Below are 26474 nucleotides of genomic sequence, written 5' to 3'. Positions count from 1 at the left end.
ACTGATATTAACGCGGCTTATAGCGCAGTTGAGCATTACTCATTGGATTTCGCGCGACGAAGCGCCGTAACCTCGTATTTCAGTACGCCGTTTTGTGGCGGAAGATAGGCAGCAAACCATCGCGAACGATGGTCCCCAACCGAGAGGACAGAACATGAGCGAGACATATCAGGACGAAACCGTCCGCAGCGCCGCGGGCGTGCGGGCGCTGACGCATTTCATCAACGGCAAGGCCATTGACGGAACGAGCGGCCGTTTCGCCGACGTCTTCAATCCCGCGCTCGGCGAAGTGAGCGCGCGCGTGCCGCTCGGTAGCGTCGCCGAAGTCGATGCGGCCGTCGCCGCCGCCTACGCCGCGTTTCCCGCATGGAGCGAAACGGCGCCGATCAAACGTGCGCGCGTGCTGTTCAAGTTCAAGGAACTGCTCGACCGCCATCACGACGAACTCGCGGAACTCATCACGCGTGAGCACGGCAAGGTGTTTTCCGATGCGAAGGGCGAGGTGATGCGCGGCATCGAAGTGGTCGAGTTTGCCTGCGGCATTCCGAATCTGTTGAAGACGGACTTCACTGACCAGATCGGCGGCGGCATCGACAACTGGAATCTGCGCCAGCCGCTCGGCGTGGTCGCCGGCATCACGCCATTCAATTTTCCGATGATGGTGCCGTGCTGGATGTTTCCGGTCGCGATTGCCTGCGGCAATACGTTTGTGCTGAAACCGTCGGAGCGCGATCCGTCGGCATCGAACCGTATCGCCGAATTGCTCAAAGAGGCCGGTCTGCCCGATGGCGTGTTCAACGTCGTTCACGGCGACAAGGTCGCGGTCGACGCGCTGCTCGTGCATCCCGATGTGAGCGCGGTGTCGTTTGTCGGCTCGACGCCGATTGCCGAGTACATCCACAGCGAAGGCACGCGGCACGGCAAGCGCGTGCAGGCGTTGGGCGGTGCCAAGAATCACCTCGTCGTGATGCCGGACGCCGACCTCGATCAGGCCGTCGACGCGTTGATCGGCGCGGCCTACGGTTCGGCCGGCGAGCGCTGCATGGCAATCTCGGTCGCGGTGGCAGTCGGCCATATCGCGGATGAGCTGGTCGAGCGGCTCACGCCTCGCGTGAAGAGCCTGAAGATTCTGAACGGCATGGAAGCGGCCGCCGAAATGGGACCGTTGGTGACGGCCGCGCATCGCGAGAAAGTGCTCGGCTATATCGAAGCCGGCGTCGCGGCAGGCGCGAAGCTCGTCGTCGATGGCCGCGGTCATCAGGTCGATGGTCACGAGAAAGGCTTCTTCCTCGGCGGCACGTTGTTCGACAATGTGTCGACCGATATGAAGATCTATCGCGAGGAAATTTTCGGGCCGGTGCTGTGCGTGGTGCGCGTGCCCGATTTCGCGTCGGCGGTGGAACTGATCAACGCGAATGAGTTTGCCAACGGCGTGTCGTTGTTCACGTCGGACGGCGGCATCGCGCGCGCGTTCTCGCGGCAGATCCAGATCGGCATGGTCGGCATCAACGTGCCGATTCCCGTGCCGATGGCGTGGCATTCGTTCGGCGGCTGGAAGAAGTCGCTGTTCGGCGATCATCACGCGTACGGCGAGGAAGGCGTGCGGTTTTACACGCGCTACAAGAGCATCATGCAGCGCTGGCCCGACAGCATCGCGAAGGGCGCGGAGTTCACCATGCCGGTCGCGAAGTAGTTCGCGACGTAGTTGGAAGCGGTTCACGGTTGTGGCCTTCGGCGTGCGTCGCGCGTTTCTCGTGACGCGCGCCGAAGGTGTCGATAAAGCCGGGCGTGAAGCCGTCGGCAAAAAATGATTAGGAGACTGAACGATGAGCCACGCGCAAGCTGCGTCTTCGGGGCGGCGTCTCGAAGGCGAATTCGACTACATCATCGTTGGCGCCGGGACGGCGGGCTGCGTGCTCGCCAATCGCCTGACCGAAGATCCGGACGTGCAGGTCCTGTTGCTCGAAGCGGGCGGCAAGGACGACTATCACTGGATTCATGTTCCGGTCGGCTATCTCTACTGCATCGGCAATCCTCGCACTGACTGGCTTTATAAAACGCAGGCCGAGCCGGGGCTAAACGGCCGCGCGCTCTCGTATCCGCGCGGCCGCGTGCTCGGCGGCAGTTCGTCGATCAACGGCATGATCTATATGCGCGGCCAGCGCGAGGATTACGACGAATGGGCACGCGTGACCAACGACGCGTCGTGGTCGTGGGACGCCGTGCTGCCCGTCTTCAAACGCAGCGAGGACCACTACGCGGGTGCGAGCGAATCGCATGGCGCGGGCGGTCCGTGGCGCGTCGAGAAGCAACGCCTCAAATGGAAAATACTCGAGGAGTTCGCGAAGGCCGCGCAGGAAACCGGCATTCCCGCCACCGACGACTTCAATCGCGGCGACAACACGGGAGTCGGCTACTTCGACGTCAACCAGAAGCGCGGCATTCGCTGGAATGCTTCGAAAGCGTTCTTGCGCCCCGCGATGAGGCGGCCGAATCTCACGATCATCACCGGCGCGCATACGCAGCGCGTCATATTCGAAGGACGCCGTTGCACGGGCGTCGAATATCGCGGCAACGAGATCGACTACGTGGCCAAAGCGCGCTGCGAAGTCATACTGAGTTCGGGCGCGGTGAACTCGCCGCAATTGCTCGAGCTATCCGGCATTGGTAACGGCGCGCGTCTGCACAACCTCGGTATCGAAGTCGTCAACGATCTGCGCGGTGTCGGCGAAAACTTGCAGGACCATTTGCAACTGCGCATGGCTTATCAGGTCGACGGCGTGCGCACGTTGAACACGGCGTCCGCCCATTGGTGGGGCAAGCTGATGATCGGCGTGCAGTACGCGCTGTTTCAAAGCGGCCCCATGTCGATGTCGCCGTCGCAACTGGGCGCGTTCGCGAAGTCCGATCCCGACGATCGCTCGCTCGCGCGGCCCGACCTCGAATATCACGTGCAGCCGCTTTCACTCGATCGCTTCGGCGAACCGCTGCACCGGTTCAATGCATTCACGGCATCCGTGTGTCAGTTGCGGCCGACTTCGCGCGGCAGCATTCATATCGAATCGGCGGACTCGTCGGCGCCGCCGTTGATCGCGCCCAACTATCTGTCGACGGATTATGACCGCCATGTGGCGGCGAACGCGTTGCGTCTCACGCGCCGCATTGCTGCCGCGCCTGCGCTCGCGCGTTACCAGCCGCGGGAAATCTTGCCGGGTATCGAGTATCAGAGCGAGGAAGAACTGCAACGTGCGGCAGGGCTTGTGGGCACCACGATCTTCCATCCTGTCGGCACATGCCGCATGGGCACGACCGACGATCCCGCTGCGGTCGTCGACAACAGGCTACGAGTTATCGGGGTGGATGGGCTGCGCGTGGTCGACGCATCGGTCATGCCTACCATCACATCGGGCAACACGAACTCGCCTACGTTGATGATCGCGGAGCGCGCAAGCGACATGATCCGCGAGGATCGCCGCGCGCGCGTGGCCGGCAGCGTGACCGCGCAGGCAGGCAAGGCAGTCTCGATGACCGCAGCCTGACACACATCTCGCATCGCGGCACGCGCCATGCGTGCCGCGCATTCCAAGCACAGTCGCGTGCATCCACACGCCGCCTGTCTCCAATGAGAGACTGCCGTGCGCGGTCGCACACGCATCATCCACTAAGTGCAAATCCCAATGAATGCGCTGCATCATTGGCGCGACAATGGCAGCCATGCTGCGTGTTGCCCCAGGGATTACCGTCCGGATTGGTGCAGCACGCCAACGAGCGTGCACGGGGTGCCGCCGTCCAAATTAAAAGTCGCGCAAGGCTTCGCGCGAAAGCTCGTAGTGCTTCGCCTAACTCCGTATGGAAGGGAACATGATTCTCGGCGATACGATTCTCGAAACGCGCGGCCTCACCCGTGAGTTCAAAGGCTTCATTGCCGTGAACGGCGTGAACCTGCGCGTGCGCCGTGGCTCGATCCATGCGCTGATCGGCCCCAATGGAGCAGGCAAGACCACCTGCTTCAACCTGCTCACCAAGTTCCTCGAACCGACAGCCGGCCAGATCGTCTTTAACGGCGTCGACATTACGAAAGAGCGGCCGGCGCAAATCGCGCGGCGCGGCATCATTCGTTCGTTCCAGATTTCCGCTGTGTTTCCGCATCTGACGGCATTGCAGAATGTGCGCATCGGTTTGCAGCGCTCGCTCGGCACGGCTTTTCATTTCTGGAAAAGCGAGCGCACGCTGCGCCAACTCGACGACCGGGCGATGGACCTGCTCACGCAAGTGGGCCTGACCGATTTCGCCGATGTACTGACCGTCGAACTCTCATACGGCCGCAAGCGCGCGCTGGAAATCGCCACCACGCTCGCGATGGAACCCGAACTCATGCTGCTCGACGAGCCGACGCAAGGCATGGGCCACGAGGACGTCGATCGCGTGACGGCATTAATCAAGAAAGTATCGAGCGGCCGCACGATTCTGATGGTCGAACACAACATGAACGTGATTGCCGGCATCTCCGACACGATCACCGTGCTGCAACGAGGCGAAGTGCTCGCCGAGGGCACGTATGCCGACGTGTCGAAGAATCCGCTCGTGATGCAAGCCTATATGGGCAGCGCCGACGCGGCGCTCGCCGGAGCCCACGCATGAACACAATTGCCGAGCGCGAAAGCCTCGAGGTGAGCGGCAAGGCCGCTGGCGCGCCCGCGCTCGAAATCACGGGATTGCAGGCCTGGTATGGCGAGTCGCACATCCTGCATGGCGTCGATCTGACCGTGGACCGCGGCGAGGTTGTCACGCTGCTCGGACGCAACGGGGCGGGGCGCACCACGACATTGCGCGCGATCATGGGACTCACGGGTCGGCGCACGGGCTCGATCCGCATCGGCGGACGTGAAACGATCAATCTGCCCACGCATCGCATCGCGCATTGCGGCATTGGCTATTGTCCCGAAGAGCGCGGCATTTTTTCGAGCCTCTCGTGCGAGGAAAATCTGTTGTTGCCGCCGCCTGTCGGCGACAAGGCGCACATGATGTCGCTCGAGGAAATCTATTCGATGTTCCCGAATCTGCAGGAACGCCGCATGAGCCAGGGCACGCGGCTCTCAGGCGGCGAACAGCAGATGCTCGCGGTTGCGCGCATACTGCGCACCGGCGCGAGCCTGCTGCTGCTCGACGAGATTTCCGAAGGGCTCGCGCCTGTCATCGTGCAGGCGCTCGCGCGCATGATCGTCACGTTGAAGGCGCGCGGCTACACGATCGTGATGGTCGAACAGAATTTCCGCTTTGCCGCGCCACTTGCCGATCGCTTCTATGTGATGGAGCACGGTACGATCGTCGAACACTTCGGGGCAAGTGAACTCGAAAGCAAGATGCCGGTGCTGCACGATTTGCTGGGCGTGTAGAGAGCGCGCCCAACTGCCTCTGATAACCACAAGCGAAGAACCAGGAGACACGAATGAAAAAGAACCCACTCGCGCGGCTTGCCTCAGTTTGTTTCGCGGTCGCCGCCGGCGCCGCTATCACGATGAGTAGCGCGCAAGCGGCTGACGACGCAGTGAAGATCGGTTTCATCACCGACATGTCGGGGCTTTACGCGGACATCGACGGCCAGGGCGGCCTCGAGGCGATCCGCATGGCGGTTGCCGATTTCGGCGGCAAGGTCAACGGCAAGCCGATCACCGTGCTGTATGCGGATCACCAGAACAAGGCGGACATCGCGGCATCGCGCGCACGCGAATGGATGGATCGCGAGGGACTCGATCTGCTGATCGGCGGCACGAACTCGGCAACCGGCCTGTCGATGAACACCGTCGCCGGTGAAAAGCACAAGGTGTACATCAGCATCGGCGCGGGCGCGGACACGCTGACCAACGAGCAATGCACGCCGTACACGATTCACTATGCGTACGACACGACGGCGCTCGCAAAAGGCACCGGCTCAGCGGTCGTGAAGCAGGGCGGCAAGTCGTGGTACTTCCTGACGGCCGACTATGCGTTCGGCAAAGCGCTTGAAAAGAACACGTCGGACGTGGTGAAGGCGACCGGCGGCCAGGTGCTGGGCGCGGTGCGTCATCCGTTGTCGGCGTCGGATTTCTCGTCGTTCCTGTTGCAGGCACAGTCGTCGAAGGCGCAGGTTCTCGGTCTCGCCAATGCGGGCGGCGACACGATCAACTCGATCAAGGCCGCGAAGGAATTCGGCATTACGAAGAGCATGAAGCTCGCCGCGCTGCTGATGTTCATCAACGACGTGCACAGTCTCGGTCTTGAAACAACACAAGGTCTCGTGCTGACCGATAGCTGGTACTGGAACAAGGACGCGAACACGCGCAAGTGGGCGCAGCGTTACTTCGACAAGATGCGCAAGATGCCGTCGAGCCTGCAGGCCGCCGACTATTCGGCGACGATGAATTACCTGAAAGCGGTGCAGGCAGTCGGCTCGACCGACTCCGAGAAAGTCATGGCGCAACTGAAGAAGACGAAGATCGACGACTTCTATGCGAAGGGCTACATCCGTCAGGACGGCAGCATGATCCACGACATGTACCTGATGCAGGTGAAGACGCCGGCTGAGTCGAAAGAGCCGTGGGACTACTACAAGATCACCGCGACGATTCCGGGCGAGCAGGCGTTCACGACGAAGTCGGAAACGCGCTGCGCGCTGTGGAAATAAGCGCGGATTGACGGCCTGACTGTGACGGCTGGCTGTCCGCGTGGGCAGTCAGCCGTTCGCTTCGCTTCGCTTCATATGCCGCGCGCGGCCGGCGTGATGCGCGCTTCGCGTGCCGGCCCGATCGTGCGCAACCGATCTCGCCTTGACGATAGGTGAAGGCTTCAATGGACATCTTTGGCATTCCGCTTCCCGCGATGCTGAGCCAGTTGCTGCTCGGACTCGTGAACGGCTCGTTCTACGCAATTCTGAGTCTGGGCCTTGCGGTGATCTTCGGCCTGCTGAACGTGATCAACTTCGCGCACGGCGCGTTGTTCATGCTCGGCGCGATGCTCGCGTGGATGGGTTTCTCGTACTTCGGCGTGCCGTACTGGCCGATGCTGATCATCGCGCCGCTGCTCGTCGGCCTGTTCGGCGTACTGATAGAACGCTCGATGCTGCGCTGGCTGTACAAGCTCGATCATCTGTACGGGCTGTTGCTCACGTTCGGGCTGACGCTCGTCGTGGAAGGCGTGTTCCGCTCCATCTACGGCTCGTCCGGTCAGCCTTACGACGTGCCATCGGCGTTGTCGGGCGCGACCAACCTCGGCTTCATGTTCCTGCCGAATTATCGCGCGTGGGTCGTCGTGGCGTCGCTCATCGTCTGCTTCGCGACGTGGTTCGTGATCGAGAAGACACGGCTTGGCGCCTATCTGCGCGCGGGCACGGAGAACCCCAAGCTCGTCGAGGCGTTCGGCATCAACGTGCCGCTGATGATCACGCTCACCTACGGCTTCGGCGTCGCGCTCGCCGCGTTTGCCGGCGTGCTCGCCGCGCCCGTCATCCAGGTGTCGCCGCTGATGGGCCAGCCGATGATCATCACCGTGTTCGCGGTCGTGGTGATCGGCGGAATGGGTTCCATCATGGGCTCGATTCTCACGGGCCTCATGCTCGGCGTGATCGAAGGACTGACGCGCGTGTTCTATCCGGAGGCGTCGGCGACCGTGGTGTTCGTCATCATGGCGCTCGTGTTGCTGGTGCGTCCGGCGGGTCTCTTCGGCAAGGAAAAATGATGCAGAGAAAACTGCTCTACGGTCTGCTGCTGCTCGCGCTCCTCGCGGTGCCCGTGCTCGGCATCTATCCGCTCTTCGTGATGAAGGTGATGTGCTTCGCGCTCTTCGCCGCCGCGTTCAATCTGCTGATCGGATACACGGGGCTGCTGTCGTTCGGCCACGCGATGTTTCTCGCGTCGGCAGGTTACGTCACCGGTTATGCGATGCAGACGCTCGGCTTTTCGCCCGAGCTCGGCGTGCTTGCGGGCACTGCTTGCGCGACGCTGCTGGGGTTTGTCGTCGGCATCTTCGCGATTCGCCGCCAGGGCATTTACTTTGCGATGGTGACGCTCGCGCTCGCACAAATGGTCTACTTCGTGTTCCTGCAAGCGCCGTTCACACATGGCGAGGACGGTCTGCAAGGCGTGCCGCGCGGCAAGCTTTTCGGCGTGCTGGATCTTTCGTCCGACGTCGCGCTGTACTTTGTCGTGCTGGCGATCATGGTGCTCGCGTTCCTGCTGATCGTGCGGATCGTGCATTCGCCGTTCGGTCAGGTGCTCGTCGCGATCAAGGAAAACGAGCCGCGCGCCGTGTCGCTCGGCTACGATACCGACCGCTTCAAGTTGCTGGCCTTCATTCTCTCGGCGGGGCTTGCGGGACTCGCAGGGTCGCTGAAGGTCGTGGTGCAAGGCTTCGAAACTTTGAGCGATGCGTATTGGACGATGTCGGGCCTCGTCGTGCTGATGACGCTCGTCGGCGGCATGGGCACGCTGTTCGGGCCGCTGCTCGGCGCGGCGCTGATCGTGGCTCTTGAAGATCGGCTGGGCGACATCGGCAGCGCGCTCGCTTCGACGACGGGCGTCGAATGGTTCCGCTCATTGGGCGAATCGGTGACGATCGTGACGGGCGTGATCTTTATCGCCTGCGTGCTCGCGTTCCGGCGCGGGATCGTGGGCGAGATCATCGCGCGCGTTCGTCCGTTGCGCGCCTGAGCGGTGCAGTCCGGTTGCAGTGCATCGAATTACTTCGGCGTCCGATCTAATTGCGCTGCTTTGCAGTATGACCGGTCGATACCGCTTGAGCCCTTATTCACGTATCCTGCGGCAACGGCGCTTAAACGCGCCCCAATTTAGTGCCGCACTGCACCACTAGGGTAATTGCTAGTTGTGGCATGGGGGGTGCTCGTTTAACCTTCATGCAGTTCTGATGCACCACGAATTTGCAGGTGGAGAACGAGGAGACATGAGGCACTAAGTGCCCACACGAAAGCGCTGTTGGATTGATATCCAACAGCGCTTTTTATTTTTGTTTTCCAAATAGCGCCATTCAAATCTTTTGCTAACTCGGTGACCGTTTTATGTCGCCGACGATTCGCTCATTTGCCACGCCACAGCCCGTCAAAACGCTTGCGGCGTGCGGCTCGCCTCCGCTACACTCCTCATTCACCGACCGCTGGGTCGGGATTTAATTCACGAATTTAATTTGAATTGTTTTAACGGGGCACAGAGGAGCGGGATGAAGTCGGCATTGCGTTGGATCAGCGCGGCATTGGTCGCCACCGGAGTTTCGGCTGCATGGAGCGGCCCTGTATTCGCGGACGTGAAAATCGGCGTCACTGTCTCGGCAACCGGCCCGGCCGCATCGCTCGGCATCCCGGAGAAAAACACCATCGCGTTGCTGCCCAAGGAAGTGGCCGGGCAGAAGATCGATTACATCGTGCTCGACGACGCGACGGATTCCACGCAAGCCGTCAAGAACGCCCGCAAGCTCACCAGCGAAGATCACGTCGACGCGATGATCGGCTCGACCGTCGTGCCGAATTCGCTCGCCATGATGGACGTCGCCGCGGAAAACACCACGCCGGTTATCTCTCTGGCTGCTGCCGCAAGCATCGTCGAGCCAATGGACGCAAAGCGCGCGTGGGTCTTCAAGACGCCGCAAAACGACATCCTGATGGCCACCGCGATCGCGCAGCACATGTCCAACCAGGGCGTGAAGACGGTCGCGTTCATCGGCTTCTCGGACGGCTACGGCGAGAGCTGGTTCAAGGAATTCAGCAAGGCCGCCGACCTCGCGAAGATCAAGGTCGTGGCGAACGAACGCTTCGCGCGCAACGACGCGTCGGTCACGGGCCAGGTGCTGAAGATCATGTCGCAGAACCCGGACGCGGTGCTGATCGCAGGCGCGGGCACACCCGCAGCGCTGCCGCAGAAAACGCTCAGGGAGCGTGGTTACAAGGGCAAGTACTACCAGACGCACGGCGTCGCGAATAACGACTTCCTGCGCGTGTGCGGCAAGGACTGCGAGGGTACATATCTGCCGGCTGGCCCGCTGCTCGTCGCGGAGCAACTGCCCGATTCGAATCCGGTGAAGAAGAGCGCGCTCGCCTACAAGCGCGCGTACGAAGGCGCATATGGCGCGGGCTCGGTGTCGACTTTCGGCGGTCACGCATGGGACGCGGGTCTGCTGCTGCAACGCGCGATTCCTCTCGCGCTGAAGAAAGGGCAGCCCGGCACGCCGGCGTTCCGCGAAGCGCTGCGCGCCGCGCTCGAAGGCACGAAAGATCTGCCTGCATCGCATGGCATCTTCAACATGAGCGCGAACGACCATGCCGGTCTCGATCAGCGGGCGCGCGTGATGGTGCAGATTGTCGGCGGCAAGTGGAAGTTGTCCGGCGACTGAGCAAGGGCGAAGCAATAGTCGACCTCATACAAAAAGACGCGTGCAGTTGACGCGTCTTTTTTATTGCCTCGGTTGCTTTTTGCAGCGCTGTATCGACGCCGCGAGTGTGGTTGTGCGGCTTCAGGACAAACCCGCATTTGGGTTGCAGTCTATTGACCGTCGGCGCGACACGACGCAATACTACTAACATGTTAGTGTTTTGTGCACGCCAGTTCGGAAACGACATTTCAGGAATCGCAGCAGCAGGGAGTGACCTACAAGCGGCGAAGGCTATCTCGTTGAGCAGGGAAAACCATGCTTGGCACAGCCGGACCCTATAACTAGATTCAGACACCCGACCCACGAGTCGGATCACAGATACGCACTTCGGAGCGTTGGAGACTTGCAATGGCAATGACAAAGACAAAGACAAAGCAATGGGTACGGACTGGCATCGCGATGGCATTGATGTGCGGTGCAGGCGCGGCGTTCGCTCAGGTGAAGATCGGCGTGACGCTGTCGACCACGGGGCCGGCTGCATCGCTCGGGATTCCTGAGAAAAACACGATTGCGTTGCTGCCGAAAGAGATCGGCGGCAAGACGGTGCAGTACATCATCCTCGATGACGCGTCCGATACGGGCAAGGCCGTGCAGAACACGCGCAAGCTGATCGACGAAGATCACGTCGACGCGATCATCGGCTCAACCGTCACGCCGAATTCGCTGGCCATGCTCGATCCCGCATCAGAAGGCAAGACGCCGGTCATTTCGCTCGCGGCTTCCGCTGCGATCATCTCGCCGATGGACGCGAAGCGCGCATGGGCCTTCAAACCGCCGCAGAACGACAGCCTGATGGCCGACGCCATTGCCGAGTACATGGAGCATCACGGCGTGAAGACGGTCGGCTTCATCGGCTTCGCGGATGCCTACGGCGATAGCTGGAACAAGGTGTTCACAACCGCAGCCGCTGCGCACAACCTGAAGATCGTGACGAACGAGCGCTTCAACCGTACCGACGCTTCGGTGACGGGCCAGGTGCTCAAGACGATGGGTGCGAATCCCGACGCGGTCCTGATCGCAGGCTCCGGCACGCCGGCTGCGCTGCCGGCCAAGACGCTTAAGGAGCGCGGCTACAAGGGCAAGATTTATCAGACGCACGGCGTCGCGAATAACGACTTCCTGCGCGTGTGCGCCAAGGACTGCGAAGGCGAAATTCTGCCGGCCGGTCCGATCCTCGTCGCCGATCAATTGCCGGAGTCGAATCCGGTGAAGAAGTCGTCGCTGGCCTATAAGGCGGCGTACGAGAAAGCCTACGGCGCGGGTTCGGTCGCGACCTTCGGCGGTCATGCATGGGACGCCGGCCAGATGCTGCAACGTGCGATTCCGGAGGCTTTGAAGACGGCTCAACCGGGCACCGAAGCATTCCGCGTGGCACTGCGCGGCGCGCTGGAAAGCATCAAGGAACTGCCGGTCTCGCACGGCATCATGAACACGACCACGACTGACCACAACGGCCTCGACAAGCGCGCACGCGTGATCGTCGAGATCGTCGACGGCAAGTGGAAGCTGCAGAACGACTAATACAAAGCGACTCATAGAAAGCGGTACGCGCCTCTCGTGAAGTGCGGCACATGACGCCGCACTGCCATTCTGTTCGATGACAATGGCACCGACCGCCGCGCCGTGCTCCGGCGCGGCGGTCGTCTTTTTCCAGTTTCGATTTCGACGCTTCAGGACGAGGAAGTATGGATCTATCAATTGCGGCGATCCTCGCGCAGGACGGCATCACGACGGGCGCCATTTACGCGTTGCTCGCGCTCGCGCTGGTGCTGGTGTTCTCCGTGACGCGGGTGATCTTCATCCCGCAGGGCGAGTTTGTTTCGTATGGCGCGCTCACGCTCGCCGCGTTGCAAACCCAAAAGTTTCCGGCCACCTGCTGGCTGCTGATGGCGATGGGCGCGGCATGCTTCGTCGTCGAAGTAGTGGGATTCGTGCGGCACGCGGAACGGCGCCGGCATGCGGCGCGCACGCTGGCCGTACTGGTCGGCAAGTATCTGCTGTTTCCGGTTGCGGTTTATGCGCTGACGCAAGGTGTTTTCCTTCACCCTCTGCCGATGATCGCGCAGATCGCGTTGACGCTCCTGATCGTGATTCCGATGGGACCGTTTGTTTACCGGCTCGCGTATGAGCCGATCGCCGAGGCGACCACGCTGTTGCTGCTGATCGTCGCAGTGGCGGTGCATTTCGCGATGGTGGGCCTCGGTCTCGTGATGTTCGGCGCGGAAGGCTCGCGCACCACCGCGTTTTCGGACGCGACGTTCAACCTGGGCAGCCTGTCGATTTCAGGACAAAGCCTGTGGGTGGTCGGCACGGCGGTCGTGCTGATCGGCGCACTGTATCTGTACTTTGACCGCTCGATCTCCGGCAAGGCATTGCGCGCGACATCCGTGAACCGGCTCGGCGCGCGGCTCGTCGGCATCGGCACGACGCAAGCAGGGCGGCTCGCGTTCACGCTCGCCGCGGGCCTTGGCGCGCTGTGCGGCATTCTCGTCGCGCCGTTGACCACCATCTACTACGACTCGGGCTTCCTGATCGGCCTGAAGGGCTTCGTGGGGGCGATTATCGGCGGGCTCGTCAGCTATCCGCTGGCGGCGGCCGGCTCGATCCTCGTCGGTCTGCTGGAGTCGTACTCGTCGTTCTGGGCGAGCGCCTACAAGGAAGTGATCGTGTTCACGCTGATCATCCCGGTGCTGCTCTGGCGCAGTCTCGCCAGCCCGCACGCCGAAGAGGAAGAGGAGTGACGCGATGAAACGGATCATGAAAAACAAGTTCTTCTGGCTGTTCCTCGTCGTGCTGTTCGCGTTGCCGGTGTTGCCGCGGCCGATTCACGTCCCCGAATACTGGGTGACGCTGCTTAATTACATCGGCCTCTATTCGATCGTGGCGATCGGGCTCGTGCTGCTGACGGGCATCGGCGGGATGACGAGTTTCGGGCAGGCGGCGTTTGTCGGCATCGGCGCCTATGCGACGGCGTACCTGACCACGCGCTTCGGCGTCTCGCCGTGGCTCGCGCTAATCGCCGGCGTGTTGGTGACGGCGTTGATCGCGCTGATTCTGGGTCTCGTGACGATGCGCCTGTCCGGCCACTTTCTGCCGCTCGGCACGATCGCATGGGGACTCTCGCTGTTTTACCTGTTCGGCAATCTGGAGATGCTGGGCAAGTACGACGGCATCAACGGTATTCCGGTGCTGAACGTTTTCGGCATCGACCTTGAGTCTGGCCGCCATATCTATTACCTGATCTGGCTGGTCGTGCTCGGTGCCGTAGTTTCTGTTCAAAACCTGCTTAACAGCCGGCCTGGACGGGCGATCCGCGCGCTGCGCGGCGGCGGCATGATGGCCGAAGCAATGGGCGTGAATACGGCGTGGATGCGCGTCGTCATTTTCGTCTACGCGGCGGTGCTGGCTTCCGTGTCCGGTTTTCTGTACGCGCATTTGCAGCGGGCGGTGAATCCGACGCCGTTCGGACTGAATCACGGCATCGAATTCCTGTTCATGGCGGTGGTGGGCGGGGTGTCGCATGTGTGGGGGGCGGTGCTCGGCGCGGCCATCCTCACGGTATTGCAGGACTATTTGCAAACGCTGCTGCCGAAGTTGCTCGGCGAGAACGGCAACTTCGAGGTGATCGTCTTCGGCATTCTGATGGTGCTGTTGCTGCAATACGCGCGGCAGGGCGTCTGGCCTTTCGTCGCGCGTTTCTTCCCGCGTGGGCCGCGCGCGCATCTGCCGGATCACGCGGATCCGTTGCCGCAGCGCAGCAAGCCGACGGCCGGCGAAAGCCTGTTGACGGTGAACAAGGCGCGCAAGCAGTTCGGCGGTCTGGTTGCGGTGAACGACGTCAGCTTTGAAGTAAAAGCAGGGCAGATCATCGGCTTGATCGGCCCGAACGGCGCCGGCAAATCGACCACGTTCAACCTGGTGACGGGCGTGCTGCAAGCGACGAGCGGCGAAATCTCGTTCCGCGGCGAGCGGATCGACTCGCTCAGTTCACGTGAAATCGTCAAGCGGGGAATCGGCCGCACGTTTCAGCACGTCAAGCTGCTGCCGGGCATGACTGTGCTCGAGAACGTCGCAATTGGCGCGCATTTGCGGGGGCATGCGGGTGTCTGGCGAAGCGTCGTGCGCCTGAATGGCGTCGAAGAAGCGCGGTTGATGGCCGAGGCGGCTCGTCAGATCCGGCGCGTCGGACTCGAGCAGCACATGTACGACGAAGCCGGAAGTCTCGCGCTCGGGCAGCAACGGATTCTCGAAATCGCGCGCGCACTGTGCTGCGATCCGACATTGCTCCTGCTCGACGAGCCGGCGGCCGGCTTGCGATATCAGGAAAAGTTGCAGTTGGCGGACTTGCTTCGCCGGCTGAAGGCGGAAGGGATGAGTGTGCTGCTGGTCGAGCACGACATGGACTTTGTGATGAATCTGACCGACCGGCTAGTCGTGATGGAATTCGGCACGCGTATCGCCGAAGGTCTGCCGCAGGAAGTGCAGCAGGACCCGGCTGTGCTCGAGGCGTACCTCGGCGGGGTGGAGTAATGGAGAACGACATGAATGCAGCGGCACCGATTCTCGATGTGAACGGTCTTTCCGTGCGCTACGGCAAAGTCGAGGCACTGCACGGCGCGGCGATCAAGGTACGGGCCGGCCAGATCGTGTCGGTGATCGGGCCGAACGGCGCGGGCAAATCGACGTTGCTGAACGCGATCATGGGCGCCTTGCCGCCTACGGGGCACGCTAAGGGTGCGGTTGTCTACCAGGGCGAGGACGTCAGCGCGGTGCCGGTTGAGAAGCGCGTGGCTCGCGGCATGTGTCTGGTGCCGGAGAAGCGCGAGCTTTTCGCGTCGATGACCGTCGAGGACAACCTCGTTCTGGGCGCTTACCGGCGCAAGCGGGCGGGCGAGCGTAACTTCCTGGATCAAATCGAACCGGTCTTTGAACTCTTCCCGCGCCTGAAGGAGCGCCGCAAGCAGGCGGCAGGGACGTTGTCCGGCGGTGAGCGGCAGATGCTCGCCGTAGGGCGCGCGCTGATGGGCAAACCGGACTTGCTGATGCTGGATGAGCCGAGTCTGGGTCTTGCACCGTTGATCGTGAAGGAGATTTTTCACATCATCAGCGCGCTGCGCCAGACGGGAGTGGCGACGCTTCTGATCGAGCAGAACGCGCGCGCTGCGCTGCAAATTTCCGACTATGGCTACGTGCTCGAAACCGGCGAGTTGGCGCTGGAAGGCGCGGCGGCTGAATTGGCGCAGAATCCGCGGGTTATCGAGACTTATCTGGGGCTGGCCAAAAAGGCAGCCTGAGCGTTCTTTTCGAGGGTTCTTAAGCGGCGTGTTTCACGTGAAACACGCCGCTTTTTTTGTCTTAGGCCATCCGGCCGAATTCGGGCCGAAACCGAACCCGTTATAATTCGCCCAATACTTTTCTTTTGAAGGCTCACGCGACGATCTGGCGTGAGATCCGCGATGCTTTTTCCCACAGAATTTGACGTAATCGTTGTCGGTGGAGGCCACGCCGGCACCGAGGCCGCTTTGGCCTCCGCGCGCATGGGCAATAAAACGCTCCTGCTCACGCACAACATCGAAACGCTTGGACAGATGAGCTGCAATCCGTCGATCGGCGGCATTGGCAAGGGCCATCTGGTCAAGGAAGTCGACGCGCTCGGCGGCGCTATGGCGGCCGCGACGGACGAAGGTGGAATCCAGTTCCGCATTCTCAACTCGTCTAAGGGGCCGGCTGTGCGTGCTACGCGCGCCCAAGCCGACCGACTGCTTTACAAGCAGGCGATTCGTCATCGTTTGGAAAATCAGCCGAACTTGTGGCTTTTCCAGCAGGCTGTCGACGATCTGATGGTCGAAGGGGATCGCGTCGTCGGTGCGGTTACGCAGGTGGGAATCCGCTTCCGCTCGCGCGCTGTCGTGCTGACGGCGGGGACTTTCCTCGACGGCAAAATCCACGTTGGGTTGAACAATTACACGGGCGGCCGGGCGGGCGATCCGGCGGCCGTCTCGCTGTCGGCGCGTTTGAAGGAGCTCAAGCTCCCGCAAGGACGTCTCAAAACGGGGACGCCGCCGCGGATTGACGGTCGCACGATCGATTTCTCGCAGCTTGAAGAGCAACCGGGCGACCTCGATCCGGTGCCAGTATTTTCGTTTCTCGGTCGGGCGGAGCAGCATCCGCGGCAAGTGCCGTGCTGGGTGACGCATACCAACGAGCGTACGCACGACATCATCCGCGGTGGATTGGATCGCTCGCCGATGTACACGGGCGTCATTGAAGGAGTGGGGCCGCGGTACTGCCCGTCCATTGAGGACAAGATTCACCGCTTCGCGTCGAAGGAATCGCATCAGATTTTCCTGGAACCGGAAGGGCTGACGACCAACGAGTTTTACCCGAACGGGATTTCGACCAGCCTGCCATTCGATGTGCAGCTTGAGCTCGTGCGGTCGATGCGTGGGTTAGAGCATGCGCACATCCTGCGACCGGGTTACGCGATCGAGTACGATTATTTTGATCCGCGCGGCTTGAAGGCGTCGCTGGAGACTAAGGTAATTAGCGGGTTGTTCTTCGCGGGTCAGATCAACGGCACTACTGGCTATGAGGAGGCTGCGGCTCAAGGGCTGCTGGCTGGCATCAACGCTGGTCTGTTCGTCCAAGGGAAGGACGCGTGGTGTCCGCGTCGCGATCAGGCGTACCTCGGTGTGCTGGTCGACGATCTCGTCACGCGCGGCGTCTCCGAGCCGTATCGCATGTTCACGAGCCGCGCCGAGTACCGGTTGAGCTTGCGCGAGGACAACGCGGATATGCGGCTGACGGAAATCGGCCGCGAGTTGGGCGTGGTGGACGACGTTCGGTGGGACGCGTTCAGCCGCAAGCGCGACGCTGTTTCACGTGAAACAGAGCGGCTACGGACAACCTGGGTGAACCCCAAGACGCTATCCGCCGACGAAGCGACGGCCTTGCTCGGCAAGCCTATCGATCACGAATACAGTCTGGCGGATCTGCTGCGTCGGCCCGGCGTCAGCTATGACGGCGTTTGCGCGCTCCGGGATGGGGCTTGCGCCGCGCCCGGGACCTTGGCGGAAGACGAGGTATTGTTCGCTCAGATCAAGGAACAGATCGAAATCGGTATCAAGTATCAGGGCTATATCGACCGTCAGGCGGATGAGATCGAACGGAACGAGGCGCACGAGAGCACGCGCTTGCCGGAAGGCTTGGACTACGCGGAAGTAAGAGGGCTGTCGTTCGAAGCGCGCCAGAAGCTGACGCAGTTCCGTCCCGAGACTATCGGTCAGGCATCGCGCATTTCGGGGATCACGCCCGCAGCCATTTCGTTGCTGATGGTGCACCTGAAGCGTGGGCTCGGCCGCCGCGCCACAAAGCCCGCGGAGCCGGGCGCCGACAGCTCGCCGGTGGCGCAATGACGTCGAAGCAGAAGGGCAGCGACCGGGAAGCGTTGGCGCAGCTACTCACGGACGGCACACGTGAGCTCGGTCTCCTCGACCTGAGCGACGCTCAACTTGGCAAGCTGCTCGACTACGTCGCTTTGCTGGGTAAATGGAACGCTGTATATAACCTGACGGCGATCCGCGATCCGCGACAGATGCTGATTCAGCACATTCTCGACTCGCTTTCCATCGTGCCGCATCTGGCGCTGCGCAATCCGCGCTCCGTGCTCGACGTGGGTTCCGGCGGTGGCTTGCCGGGGATCGTGCTGGCGATTGTCCTACCGGATTGCGGCGTCACCGTGAACGACATCGTTCATAAGAAAACGGCTTTTCAGGCGCAGGCGAAGGCCGAGTTGGGGCTCACCAATCTGTCAGTGGTGACGGGGCGCGTCGAGACCTTGCAACCTGGCGCCGAAGTGCCGGCAAAGTTCGACGTAATCGTCTCGCGAGCATTCGCAGAACTCGCCGATTTCGTTACACTGGCCCGTCATCTCGTCGCGGAGCACGGCGCGATCTTGGCGATGAAGGGCGTGCGCCCGGACGGCGAGATCGAGCGCTTGCCGGCAGGCGCCCACGTGGAGCAAACGGTGCGGCTCCAGGTGCCGTTTCTCGACGCCGAGCGCCATCTGGTCACCGTTCTCGTCGACGAAGCCCGTCAGGCCTCGAAGTGACATTCGCCGCTCATCAGTTTGACCACGTAACTACATCTTCAGGCAGCAAAAGGGACATTCCAACGATGGCAAAAATCTTCTGCGTTGCGAACCAGAAAGGCGGCGTCGGCAAGACGACGACGACAGTCAATCTGGCGGCCAGCCTGGCAGCGCAGGGACAGCGAGTCCTTCTTATCGATCTGGACCCGCAGGGCAATGCCACGATGGGTAGCGGCATCGACAAGGCTGCGTGTGCGAACACCGTCTATGAAGTGCTGGTGGATGGCGTCTCGGTGGCTGATGCGCGCATGCGCCCGGAAGCCGTCGATTACGACGTGCTGCCCGCCAATCGTGAACTAGCCGGCGCCGAAGTCGAGTTGGTCAGCGTGCAGAATCGCGAGCGTCAATTGAAGGCCGCGCTTGCCGCAGTCGAAGGCGAGTACGACTTTATCCTGATCGACTGTCCGCCGGCCTTGTCGCTGCTGACGCTCAACGGCTTGTGCGCCGCTCACGGCGTGGTAATTCCGATGCAGTGCGAGTACTTCGCCCTCGAAGGGCTGTCCGATCTGGTCAACACCATCAAACAGGTGCACGCGAATTTGAACCGGGACCTCAAGGTGATCGGTTTGTTGCGCGTCATGTTCGACCCGCGCATCACATTGCAGCAGCAAGTTTCCGATCAATTGAAAGAGCATTTCGGCGACAAGGTGTTCGACGCGGTGATCCCGCGTAACGTGCGTCTCGCCGAAGCGCCGAGTTATGGATTGCCGGGCGTGGTATTCGACAGGGCGTCGCGTGGCGCGCAAGCGTATGTGCAGTTCGGCGCGGAAATGATTGAACGGGTGCGCGCACTGAATGACGCGCCCCAGGCATCCTAAGCGGATCGAGGAAGCACGATGAACGCAGTAGCAAGAAAGAAGGGATTGGGCCGCGGCCTGGAAGCGTTGCTCGGCGGAAGCGCCGACATCACGGAGGCGGTGGCGATAGAAGGTGCGCCGAATGTGCTGCCTCTGTCGAAAATGCAGGCCGGCAAGTATCAGCCGCGCACGCGCATGGACGAGGGCGCGTTGCAGGAGCTGGCGGCCAGCATCCGCGCGCAGGGAGTGATGCAGCCGATCCTTGTGCGGCCCGTGTCGGCGGACAAGTACGAAATCATCGCGGGCGAGCGGCGTTTTCGCGCGGCGCGCCTCGCGGGCCTGGAAGAAGTGCCCGTGCTGGTGAAGGACGTGCCCGATCAGGCCGCGGCAGCGATGGCGCTGATCGAGAACATTCAGCGTGAAGATCTGAATCCGCTGGAAGAGGCGCAAGGCATTCAGCGCTTGCTCGACGAATTCGATTTCACGCACGAACAGGCGGCGGAATCGGTCGGCCGCTCGCGCAGCGCCGTATCCAACTTGCTGCGTCTGCTGAACCTTGCCACGCCCGTTCAGACGATGCTGCTTGCCGGCGACCTCGACATGGGGCACGCGCGCGCGTTGCTTGCGGTCGATGCCGCGACGCAGATCACGCTGGCGAATCAGGTCGTCAACAAGCGCATGTCGGTGCGCGAAACCGAGAAGCTGGTGGCGGCGACGACCAAGGCGGCGCCGGCGGTGAAGGCACGCGCGAACCCGGACGGCGGCCGGGATACGCGACGACTGGAAGAAGAACTGTCCGACTTGCTCGCCGCCACAGTGAAGATCAAGCTCGGTCGACGCGGCCGCGGCCAGGTTCTGGTCGACTTCGGCGATCTCGATGCGCTGGAAGGCATCCTGGTGCGCTTGCGCGGGAATGCTACGGCTTAGAGCAGAATCGTTTGCTATCAATCGTGGGCGGTGCAGAGAAATTAGCTGCACCGTCCAGATTTTCTTGGATTCCTAACTAATCCGGCATCGGCGACCAAAGATGGCGGCGCAAGACAAGAGCAGAACGCTTATCTCCGCCGCCAAGAAAAACGCATCGTGCCGCGCGGTCAAGTAAACCGCCCATCATCGGTTGTTGCATTTTCGAGACGTCCGCTGCAACGTTTTTCGCGCCTATCTACAGTGAGAAAACTTGCCAGTTTGCGCATGCGTTTTGCCTCTGCCCGACAGCCTTACATTTAACGTGCTGCGCGTAGCCATGAAGGCTTTTCCACATCGCGAAGCGTCGTTTCGCACTGTTTATTGAACGGCCTAAAGTCTTGAATTGCCTGCAACTATCGCTTACAATCGCCCGGATTTAATTGCACGGCAACCCCGTAAGCGCAGCGAAAGCTCGCTGATCGGAACGAGACTTTCGGAACACTGCGATGGCGGTCAAAGCGTCGAATCAAGCGCCAAAAAATGGGCGCGGCAACGGGCGCGATGAACACCGCGAAGAGCGCACCGTGTCGAATGCCTCCACCGCTCAGCAAGTCGCGCGCGAAGAATCGTGGGACGCCGAGCAGGATAACAATATCGTTCCGCTCACGCGGGCCGAAGCAGAAAAGCTGTTTGGCCCGAATGTGAGTCGTCCATCGCGCGTTACGCCTTTCAAGGTCGTGGCAGCGCAAATGGTTTTGTCCCTGGTTGCAACGTTGGTGTGGTGGCTGTTCTATAAGCCGCCGGGCGCTGCTGCGCTGTCCGCGTTCCTGGGGGGAGCGATCTGCTGGGTGCCGGGCGCATTGTTCGCGGCGCGACTGAGAACACTGAGCGGCGCCGAAACAGTGATGAGCTGGGTGCTCGGCGAAGCGCTCAAGATGGGGGCGACGATCGCGATGTTTGTAGCCATCGCCTTCTGGTATCACGACGTGCGCTGGGTTCCGCTGCTCGTGACTTATCTCATCGCGCTCAAGACGTACTGGATTGCCTTGGCGTGGCGCTGAGGAAGCAACAGGCAACTGCAAAGATTTGAAGCCGGCGCATGGCGCCGGCGAGAGCGTGCGGATATGACACCATCCGCACCCGGCGCGTTTCCGCAATAGAGCTTTGCGGCGGGAACGGCCCAAGACGATTTTCGACAATTTGGGTGGCTTTAACGATATGGCAGCTAGCGAAGGCACGCGCGCAATGGATCCGTCCGAGTACATCGCGCACCACTTGCAAAACTTTTCCACCGGGCACCAGACGTCGATTTTCGACATCCACGTGTGGAATCTGGACACCCTGTTCTGGTCGATCGTTTGCGGTCTGGCCACCATCATCATTCTGCATCTCGCTGCCCGCAAGGCAACGTCCGGCGTGCCGGGCCGTTTCCAGTGCGCGATCGAAATGCTGGTCGAAATGGTCGAGGACCAATCGAAGTCGATGATCCACGGCACACGCACGTTCATCGCGCCGCTGGCTCTGACCGTTTTCGTGTGGGTCGCGCTGATGAACTCGCTCGACTTCATCCCCGTCGACCTGCCGGGCCACGTGATCGGCTGGCTCGGTCTGTCGGAAGCCATCCCGCATCACCGCATCGTTCCGACAGCCGACCTGAACGGCACGATCGGCATCGCACTCGGCGTGTTCGCGCTGATGATTTACTACAACTTCAAGATCAAGGGCGCAGGCGGCTTCGTGCACGAACTGCTGTCCGCTCCGTTCGGCGCGCATCCGGTGTTGTGGATCCCGAACCTTGCACTGAACATCATCGAGTTCGTCGCGAAGACGGTCTCGCTCGGCATGCGGCTGTTCGGCAACATGTACGCGGGCGAACTGTTGTTCCTGCTGATTGCCCTGCTCGGCAGCATCTGGAGCTTCGGCGCGGACACGACGGTGCTTGGCTTCATCGGCCACGTGATCGCCGGCAGCGTGTGGGCAATCTTCCACATCCTGATCGTTCTGCTGCAGGCGTTCATTTTCATGATGCTGACGCTGGTGTACATCGGCCAGGCGCACGACACGCACTAACCTGCGCGTCGTTAAAAGAATCGTAGTTTTTCAAATCCCAGTTCCAACCAGTTCTAAAAGACTTTTCACAAAGGAGTGATCATGCAAGCTTTCATCGCCAACATCCAGGGTCTGACCGCCATCGGTATCGGCATCATCATCGGCCTGGGTGCAATCGGCGCCTGTATCGGTATCGGCCTGATGGGCGGCAAGTACATCGAAGCATGTGCTCGTCAGCCGGAACTGATGAACCCGCTGCAAACCAAGATGTTCCTGCTGGCTGGTCTGATCGATGCGGCGTTCCTGATTGGCGTTGGTGTGGCAATGCTGTTTGCGTTCGCGAACCCGCTGCTGGCCAAGCTGGCAGGCTGAGGTTCCTCGGAAGTTTGCGCCTGAGCTATAACTGAAGGCGCAGGGCGGAACGGGCACTTGGGCGCTGATCGAGCACAGAATCGATGAGCGCCTTGCCGTTTCACTTTCCGAACTAGCAACGTTTAAGGAAACACCGTGAATCTCAACGCAACCCTGTTTGCGCAAATGGTCGTGTTCCTGATCCTCGCGTGGTTCACGATGAAGTTCGTGTGGCCGCCGTTGATCAACGCCCTCGACGAGCGCTCGAAGAAGATTGCTGACGGTTTGTCTGCCGCTGAGAAGGGCAAGGCGGAACTCGAAGCCGCTCACAAGCGCGTCGACCAGGAACTCGCCCAGGCACGCAACGACGGTCAGCAGCGCATTGCTGACGCAGAAAAAGCGCGCTGTGGCAGTCGCTGACGAAATCAAGGCTCAAGCACAAGCTGAAGCCGCTCGCATCATCGCGCAAGCGAAGGCCGACGCGGAGCAGCAAGTCGTGAAGGCGCGCGAAACGCTGCGCGGCGAAGTCGCCGCACTGGCAGTGAAGGGCGCTGAACAGATCCTGAAGCGCGAAGTCGACCAGGCAGCTCACGCTGACCTGCTGAATCAACTGAAAGCCGAGCTCTGATCATGGCCGAACTTGCAACCATCGCCCGTCCGTACGCAGAAGCGCTGTTTGGCGTGGCCGAAGCTGGTGACATCGCCGCCTGGTCCACGCTCGTGCAGGAGCTGGCACAGGTTGCGCGTCTGCCCGAAGTGCTGTCGATTGCCTCGAGCCCGAAAGTAAGCCGCGCCCAGGTCAGCGAACTGCTGCTGGCTGCGGTCAAGTCGCCGCTCAAGGACAACGCGCAAGCGAAGAATCTGGTGCAAATGCTGGTGGACAACCATCGTCTGCAATTGCTGCCGGAAATTGCTGTGCAGTTCGAAGAGTTGAAGAACGCCCGCGAAGGGGCGGCCGATGTGCTGATCGTCAGCGCATTTCCGCTCGAAGGCGCGCAGTTGAACGACCTCGTCGCAAGTCTCGAACGCAAGTTCAAACGCAAGCTGAAGCCGACGGTCGAGATCGACTCGTCGTTGATCGGCGGCGTTCGCGTGACGGTCGGCGATGAAGTGCTCGATACCTCGGTCCGCGCGCGGCTTGCCAGCATGCAAACGGCTCTGACGGCCTGAAGCGCCCACGGCGCTGAAGCGGCTGGCACGCAACAGAATTGACTATCAGGAGCGAATAATGCAACTCAATCCCTCTGAGATCAGCGAGCTGATCAAGAGCCGGATCCAGGGCCTTGAAGCGAGCGCAGACGTTCGCAACCAGGGCACTGTGATCTCCGTGACCGACGGTATCGTGCGTATTCACGGTCTGTCGGAAGTGATGCAGGGCGAAATGCTCGAATTCCCGGGGCAACACCTTCGGTCTTGCGCTGAACCTCGAGCGTGACTCGGTCGGCGCCGTGATTCTGGGTGAGTACGAGCACATCTCCGAAGGCGACATCGTCAAGACGACGGGCCGCATTCTGGAAGTGCCGGTTGGTCCGGAACTGCTCGGCCGCGTGGTCGACGCACTGGGCAACCCGATCGACGGCAAAGGCCCGATCAACGCAAAGAAGACCGACGCAATCGAAAAGATCGCTCCGGGCGTGATCTGGCGTAAGTCGGTTTCGGAACCGGTCCAAACCGGTCTGAAGTCGATCGACGCGATGGTGCCGGTTGGCCGTGGCCAGCGCGAGCTGATCATTGGCGACCGCCAGTGCGGCAAGACCGCAGTCGCAGTCGACGCGATCATCAACCAGAAGGGCAAGAACCTCTTCTGTATCTACGTCGCGATCGGCCAGAAGGCTTCGTCGATCATGAACGTGGTGCGCAAGCTCGAAGAAACCGGCGCGCTGGAATACACGATCGTCGTCGCCGCTTCGGCTTCGGAATCGGCTGCCATGCAGTACCTGGCGCCGTACGCCGGCTGCACGATGGGCGAATACTTCCGCGACCGCGGCCAGGACGCGCTGATCGTTTATGACGACTTGACCAAGCAGGCTTGGGCATACCGTCAGATATCGCTGCTGCTGCGCCGTCCGCCGGGCCGTGAAGCGTATCCGGGCGACGTGTTCTATCTGCACTCGCGTCTGCTGGAGCGTGCTGCTCGCGTGTCGGAAGACTACGTCGAGAAGTTCACCAACGGGGAAGTCAAGGGCAAGAGCGGTTCGCTGACGGCGCTGCCGGTCATTGAAACGCAAGCTGGCGACGTGACCGCATTCGTTCCGACGAACGTGATCTCGATTACCGACGGCCAGATCTTCCTGGAAACCGACCTCTTCAACGCAGGTATCCGCCCGGCAATTAACGCCGGCGTGTCGGTGTCGCGCGTCGGCGGTGCGGCTCAGACCAAGGTCGTGAAGAAGCTGTCGGGCGGTATCCGTACCGACCTCGCGCAGTATCGTGAGCTGGCAGCATTCGCACAGTTCGCATCGGACCTCGACGAAGCAACCCGCAAGCAGCTCGAGCGTGGTCGCCGTGTGACCGAACTGCTGAAGCAGCCGCAATATCAGCCGCTGCAAGTGTGGGAACTGGCTATCTCGCTGTTCGCCGCGAACAATGGCTACCTGGACGATCTGGAAGTGTCGCAAGTGCTGCCGTTCGAAAAGGGCCTGCGCGAATATCTGAAGTCGAGTCACGCTGACCTGGTCAAGCGCATTGAAGACAACAAGGAACTCTCGAAGGACGACGAAGGCCTGCTGCACACGGCCGTCAAAGACTTCAAGAAGTCCGGCGCTTATTGATCCGCGAGTGATCCGCAAGGCATAAAAGGACTTTGAAGCGGCGCGGGCCGCATGTGTACGCTCCCGCGCTGTTTCGATCGCTTTGCATGGGACCTGGGTCAGCGCTCAGGCGCTAACCCCGGCCGACAAGGAGCAAGCAATGGCTGGAATGAAGGAAATTCGCGGCAAGATCAAGAGCGTGCAAAACACGCGCAAGATCACGAAAGCGATGGAGATGGTGGCCGCATCGAAGATGCGTCGCGCTCAGGAGCGCATGCGCGCTGCTCGCCCGTACGCCGACAAGGTCCGCGATATTGCTGCACACATGAGCCGTGCGAACCCGGAGTATCGTCACCCGTTCATGGTGTCGAACGAAGGCGCGAAGACGGCGGGCATCATCCTCGTCACGACCGACAAAGGTCTGTGCGGCGGCATGAACACCAATGTGCTGCGCGCGGCGCTGCAGAAGTTCAAGGAACTCGAAGGTCAGGGCAAGACGATCGAAGCAACTGCGATCGGCACCAAGGGTCTGGGTTTCCTGAACCGTCTGCGCGCGAAGGTGGTATCGAATGTCGTGCATCTCGGCGACACGCCGCATCTGGAAAAGCTGATCGGCGCGGTGAAGGTGCAGCTCGATCTGTACTCGGAAGGCAAGGTCTCGGCGGTGTATCTCGCGTACACGCGCTTCGTCAATACGATGAAGCAGGAGCCGGTGATCGAGCAACTGCTGCCGCTGTCGGCGGATCAGTTCGAGCGCAAGGAAGAGCAGGGCGCGACGCCGACCACGCAGTGGGACTACATCTACGAGCCGGATGCGCAGGCAGTGGTCGATGAACTGCTGGTGCGTTATGTCGAGGCGCTGGTCTATCAGGCCGTCGCGGAAAACATGGCGTCGGAGCAGTCGGCCCGCATGGTCGCCATGAAGGCCGCTTCGGACAACGCGAAGACGGTCATCAACGAACTGCAGCTTGTGTACAACAAGAGCCGTCAGGCCGCGATCACGAAAGAACTGTCGGAAATCGTCGGTGGCGCGGCGGCGGTCTGACCTTCAGGTCAGGC

General features: G+C 61.3%; 21 protein-coding genes and 2 pseudogenes. All 23 read left to right on the top strand.

What is annotated here, in order from left to right; genetic code table 11:
- The first annotated feature begins 154 nt into the window (after positions 1-154).
- Complete coding sequence (locus tag ABIE53_RS01325) at positions 155-1693, top strand: CoA-acylating methylmalonate-semialdehyde dehydrogenase (protein ID WP_006050826.1); 1539 nt, start codon at positions 155-157, stop codon at positions 1691-1693.
- Between the two features lie 133 nt (positions 1694-1826).
- The gene (locus ABIE53_RS01320) at positions 1827-3539 is read left to right on the top strand and encodes a GMC family oxidoreductase (RefSeq protein ID WP_006050827.1); all 1713 of its coding nucleotides are present in this window, start codon (positions 1827-1829) and stop codon (positions 3537-3539) included.
- 322 nt (positions 3540-3861) lie between these two features.
- Positions 3862-4641, top strand: coding sequence for an ABC transporter ATP-binding protein (locus ABIE53_RS01315; protein WP_006050828.1), 780 nt, complete (start codon positions 3862-3864; stop codon positions 4639-4641).
- A complete protein-coding gene (locus tag ABIE53_RS01310; RefSeq protein WP_006050829.1) occupies positions 4638-5396 on the top strand; it encodes an ABC transporter ATP-binding protein in 759 nt (252 codons plus the stop codon). Before ABIE53_RS01315 ends, ABIE53_RS01310 begins: the two co-directional genes overlap by 4 nt.
- A 53-nt stretch (positions 5397-5449) precedes the next feature.
- Positions 5450-6664 (top strand): ABC transporter substrate-binding protein, encoded by a 1215-nt coding sequence (locus ABIE53_RS01305; protein WP_006050830.1) that lies wholly within the window; start codon positions 5450-5452, stop codon positions 6662-6664.
- A 164-nt stretch (positions 6665-6828) separates the two neighbouring features.
- Positions 6829-7713 (top strand): branched-chain amino acid ABC transporter permease, encoded by an 885-nt coding sequence (locus ABIE53_RS01300; protein WP_006050831.1) that lies wholly within the window; start codon positions 6829-6831, stop codon positions 7711-7713.
- Positions 7713-8684, top strand: coding sequence for a branched-chain amino acid ABC transporter permease (locus ABIE53_RS01295; RefSeq protein WP_006050832.1), 972 nt, complete (start codon positions 7713-7715; stop codon positions 8682-8684). Before ABIE53_RS01300 ends, ABIE53_RS01295 begins: the two co-directional genes overlap by 1 nt.
- Before the next feature lie 523 nt (positions 8685-9207).
- A complete protein-coding gene (locus ABIE53_RS01290; RefSeq protein WP_006050833.1) occupies positions 9208-10374 on the top strand; it encodes an ABC transporter substrate-binding protein in 1167 nt (388 codons plus the stop codon).
- 387 nt (positions 10375-10761) lie between these two features.
- Positions 10762-11934, top strand: coding sequence for an ABC transporter substrate-binding protein (locus ABIE53_RS01285; protein ID WP_006050834.1), 1173 nt, complete (start codon positions 10762-10764; stop codon positions 11932-11934).
- A gap of 164 nt (positions 11935-12098) precedes the next feature.
- Positions 12099-13154 carry a branched-chain amino acid ABC transporter permease gene (locus ABIE53_RS01280; protein WP_006050835.1) on the top strand — a complete coding sequence of 352 codons (1056 nt, stop codon included), beginning with the start codon at positions 12099-12101 and terminating at the stop codon, positions 13152-13154.
- Positions 13155-13158: 4 nt separating this feature from the next.
- The gene (locus ABIE53_RS01275; protein WP_006050836.1) at positions 13159-14943 is read left to right on the top strand and encodes a branched-chain amino acid ABC transporter ATP-binding protein/permease; all 1785 of its coding nucleotides are present in this window, start codon (positions 13159-13161) and stop codon (positions 14941-14943) included.
- Positions 14944-14954: 11 nt separating this feature from the next.
- Positions 14955-15707: an ABC transporter ATP-binding protein gene (locus ABIE53_RS01270; RefSeq protein ID WP_006050837.1), complete on the top strand. Its 753-nt coding sequence runs from the start codon at positions 14955-14957 to the stop codon at positions 15705-15707.
- Positions 15708-15869: 162 nt separating this feature from the next.
- Positions 15870-17828, top strand: a complete 1959-nt coding sequence (mnmG, locus tag ABIE53_RS01265) for a tRNA uridine-5-carboxymethylaminomethyl(34) synthesis enzyme MnmG (RefSeq protein WP_114156628.1) — start codon at positions 15870-15872, stop codon at positions 17826-17828.
- Entirely contained in the window at positions 17825-18523 is a 699-nt protein-coding gene (rsmG, locus tag ABIE53_RS01260; protein ID WP_006050839.1) for a 16S rRNA (guanine(527)-N(7))-methyltransferase RsmG, read from the top strand. The genes mnmG and rsmG overlap by 4 nt, the downstream gene beginning before the upstream one ends.
- 65 nt (positions 18524-18588) lie before the next feature.
- On the top strand, positions 18589-19380 hold the full coding sequence (locus ABIE53_RS01255) for a ParA family protein (RefSeq protein ID WP_006050840.1): 792 nt from the start codon (positions 18589-18591) through the stop codon (positions 19378-19380).
- 18 nt (positions 19381-19398) lie between these two features.
- Positions 19399-20286 carry a ParB/RepB/Spo0J family partition protein gene (locus tag ABIE53_RS01250; protein ID WP_006050841.1) on the top strand — a complete coding sequence of 296 codons (888 nt, stop codon included), beginning with the start codon at positions 19399-19401 and terminating at the stop codon, positions 20284-20286.
- Between the two features lie 485 nt (positions 20287-20771).
- Positions 20772-21326: an ATP synthase subunit I gene (locus ABIE53_RS01245; protein WP_029971216.1), complete on the top strand. Its 555-nt coding sequence runs from the start codon at positions 20772-20774 to the stop codon at positions 21324-21326.
- 157 nt (positions 21327-21483) lie between these two features.
- Positions 21484-22335 (top strand): F0F1 ATP synthase subunit A, encoded by an 852-nt coding sequence (gene atpB, locus ABIE53_RS01240; RefSeq protein ID WP_029971217.1) that lies wholly within the window; start codon positions 21484-21486, stop codon positions 22333-22335.
- A gap of 81 nt (positions 22336-22416) precedes the next feature.
- A complete protein-coding gene (atpE, locus tag ABIE53_RS01235; RefSeq protein WP_006050844.1) occupies positions 22417-22686 on the top strand; it encodes a F0F1 ATP synthase subunit C in 270 nt (89 codons plus the stop codon).
- 135 nt (positions 22687-22821) lie between these two features.
- Positions 22822-23293 (top strand): annotated as a pseudogene (locus ABIE53_RS01230) (F0F1 ATP synthase subunit B).
- A 2-nt stretch (positions 23294-23295) separates the two neighbouring features.
- Positions 23296-23835, top strand: coding sequence for a F0F1 ATP synthase subunit delta (locus tag ABIE53_RS01225; protein ID WP_006050846.1), 540 nt, complete (start codon positions 23296-23298; stop codon positions 23833-23835).
- A gap of 58 nt (positions 23836-23893) precedes the next feature.
- Positions 23894-25436, top strand: a pseudogene (atpA, locus tag ABIE53_RS01220) (F0F1 ATP synthase subunit alpha).
- Positions 25437-25575: 139 nt separating this feature from the next.
- Entirely contained in the window at positions 25576-26460 is an 885-nt protein-coding gene (atpG, locus tag ABIE53_RS01215) for a F0F1 ATP synthase subunit gamma (RefSeq protein WP_006050848.1), read from the top strand.
- The last annotated feature ends 14 nt before the right edge of the window (positions 26461-26474 follow it).

It is taken from the genome of Paraburkholderia sp. OAS925 (assembly GCF_040543975.1).
Classification (GTDB): Bacteria; Pseudomonadota; Gammaproteobacteria; order Burkholderiales; family Burkholderiaceae; genus Paraburkholderia; species Paraburkholderia graminis.
The sequence above is the reverse complement of the archived record's forward strand: the minus strand, read 5'-3'. Positions and strand labels throughout refer to the sequence as shown.

What these genes read in the sequence shown, in the direction of transcription:
- ABIE53_RS01320 (WP_006050827.1), top strand. Translation starts at nt 1,827, where the DNA reads ATGAGCCACGCGCAAGCTGCGTCTTCGGGGCGGCGTCTCGAAGGCGAA.
- ABIE53_RS01305 (WP_006050830.1), top strand. Translation starts at nt 5,450, where the DNA reads ATGAAAAAGAACCCACTCGCGCGGCTTGCCTCAGTTTGTTTCGCGGTC.
- ABIE53_RS01285 (WP_006050834.1), top strand. Translation starts at nt 10,762, where the DNA reads ATGGCAATGACAAAGACAAAGACAAAGCAATGGGTACGGACTGGCATC.
- ABIE53_RS01280 (WP_006050835.1), top strand. Translation starts at nt 12,099, where the DNA reads ATGGATCTATCAATTGCGGCGATCCTCGCGCAGGACGGCATCACGACG.
- ABIE53_RS01255 (WP_006050840.1), top strand. Translation starts at nt 18,589, where the DNA reads ATGGCAAAAATCTTCTGCGTTGCGAACCAGAAAGGCGGCGTCGGCAAG.
- rsmG (WP_006050839.1), top strand. Translation starts at nt 17,825, where the DNA reads ATGACGTCGAAGCAGAAGGGCAGCGACCGGGAAGCGTTGGCGCAGCTA.
- ABIE53_RS01310 (WP_006050829.1), top strand. Translation starts at nt 4,638, where the DNA reads ATGAACACAATTGCCGAGCGCGAAAGCCTCGAGGTGAGCGGCAAGGCC.
- ABIE53_RS01295 (WP_006050832.1), top strand. Translation starts at nt 7,713, where the DNA reads ATGCAGAGAAAACTGCTCTACGGTCTGCTGCTGCTCGCGCTCCTCGCG.
- ABIE53_RS01300 (WP_006050831.1), top strand. Translation starts at nt 6,829, where the DNA reads ATGGACATCTTTGGCATTCCGCTTCCCGCGATGCTGAGCCAGTTGCTG.
- atpB (WP_029971217.1), top strand. Translation starts at nt 21,484, where the DNA reads ATGGCAGCTAGCGAAGGCACGCGCGCAATGGATCCGTCCGAGTACATC.
- ABIE53_RS01250 (WP_006050841.1), top strand. Translation starts at nt 19,399, where the DNA reads ATGAACGCAGTAGCAAGAAAGAAGGGATTGGGCCGCGGCCTGGAAGCG.
- ABIE53_RS01275 (WP_006050836.1), top strand. Translation starts at nt 13,159, where the DNA reads ATGAAACGGATCATGAAAAACAAGTTCTTCTGGCTGTTCCTCGTCGTG.
- ABIE53_RS01270 (WP_006050837.1), top strand. Translation starts at nt 14,955, where the DNA reads ATGAATGCAGCGGCACCGATTCTCGATGTGAACGGTCTTTCCGTGCGC.
- ABIE53_RS01245 (WP_029971216.1), top strand. Translation starts at nt 20,772, where the DNA reads ATGGCGGTCAAAGCGTCGAATCAAGCGCCAAAAAATGGGCGCGGCAAC.
- ABIE53_RS01315 (WP_006050828.1), top strand. Translation starts at nt 3,862, where the DNA reads ATGATTCTCGGCGATACGATTCTCGAAACGCGCGGCCTCACCCGTGAG.
- atpE (WP_006050844.1), top strand. Translation starts at nt 22,417, where the DNA reads ATGCAAGCTTTCATCGCCAACATCCAGGGTCTGACCGCCATCGGTATC.
- ABIE53_RS01290 (WP_006050833.1), top strand. Translation starts at nt 9,208, where the DNA reads ATGAAGTCGGCATTGCGTTGGATCAGCGCGGCATTGGTCGCCACCGGA.
- atpG (WP_006050848.1), top strand. Translation starts at nt 25,576, where the DNA reads ATGGCTGGAATGAAGGAAATTCGCGGCAAGATCAAGAGCGTGCAAAAC.
- mnmG (WP_114156628.1), top strand. Translation starts at nt 15,870, where the DNA reads ATGCTTTTTCCCACAGAATTTGACGTAATCGTTGTCGGTGGAGGCCAC.
- ABIE53_RS01225 (WP_006050846.1), top strand. Translation starts at nt 23,296, where the DNA reads ATGGCCGAACTTGCAACCATCGCCCGTCCGTACGCAGAAGCGCTGTTT.
- ABIE53_RS01325 (WP_006050826.1), top strand. Translation starts at nt 155, where the DNA reads ATGAGCGAGACATATCAGGACGAAACCGTCCGCAGCGCCGCGGGCGTG.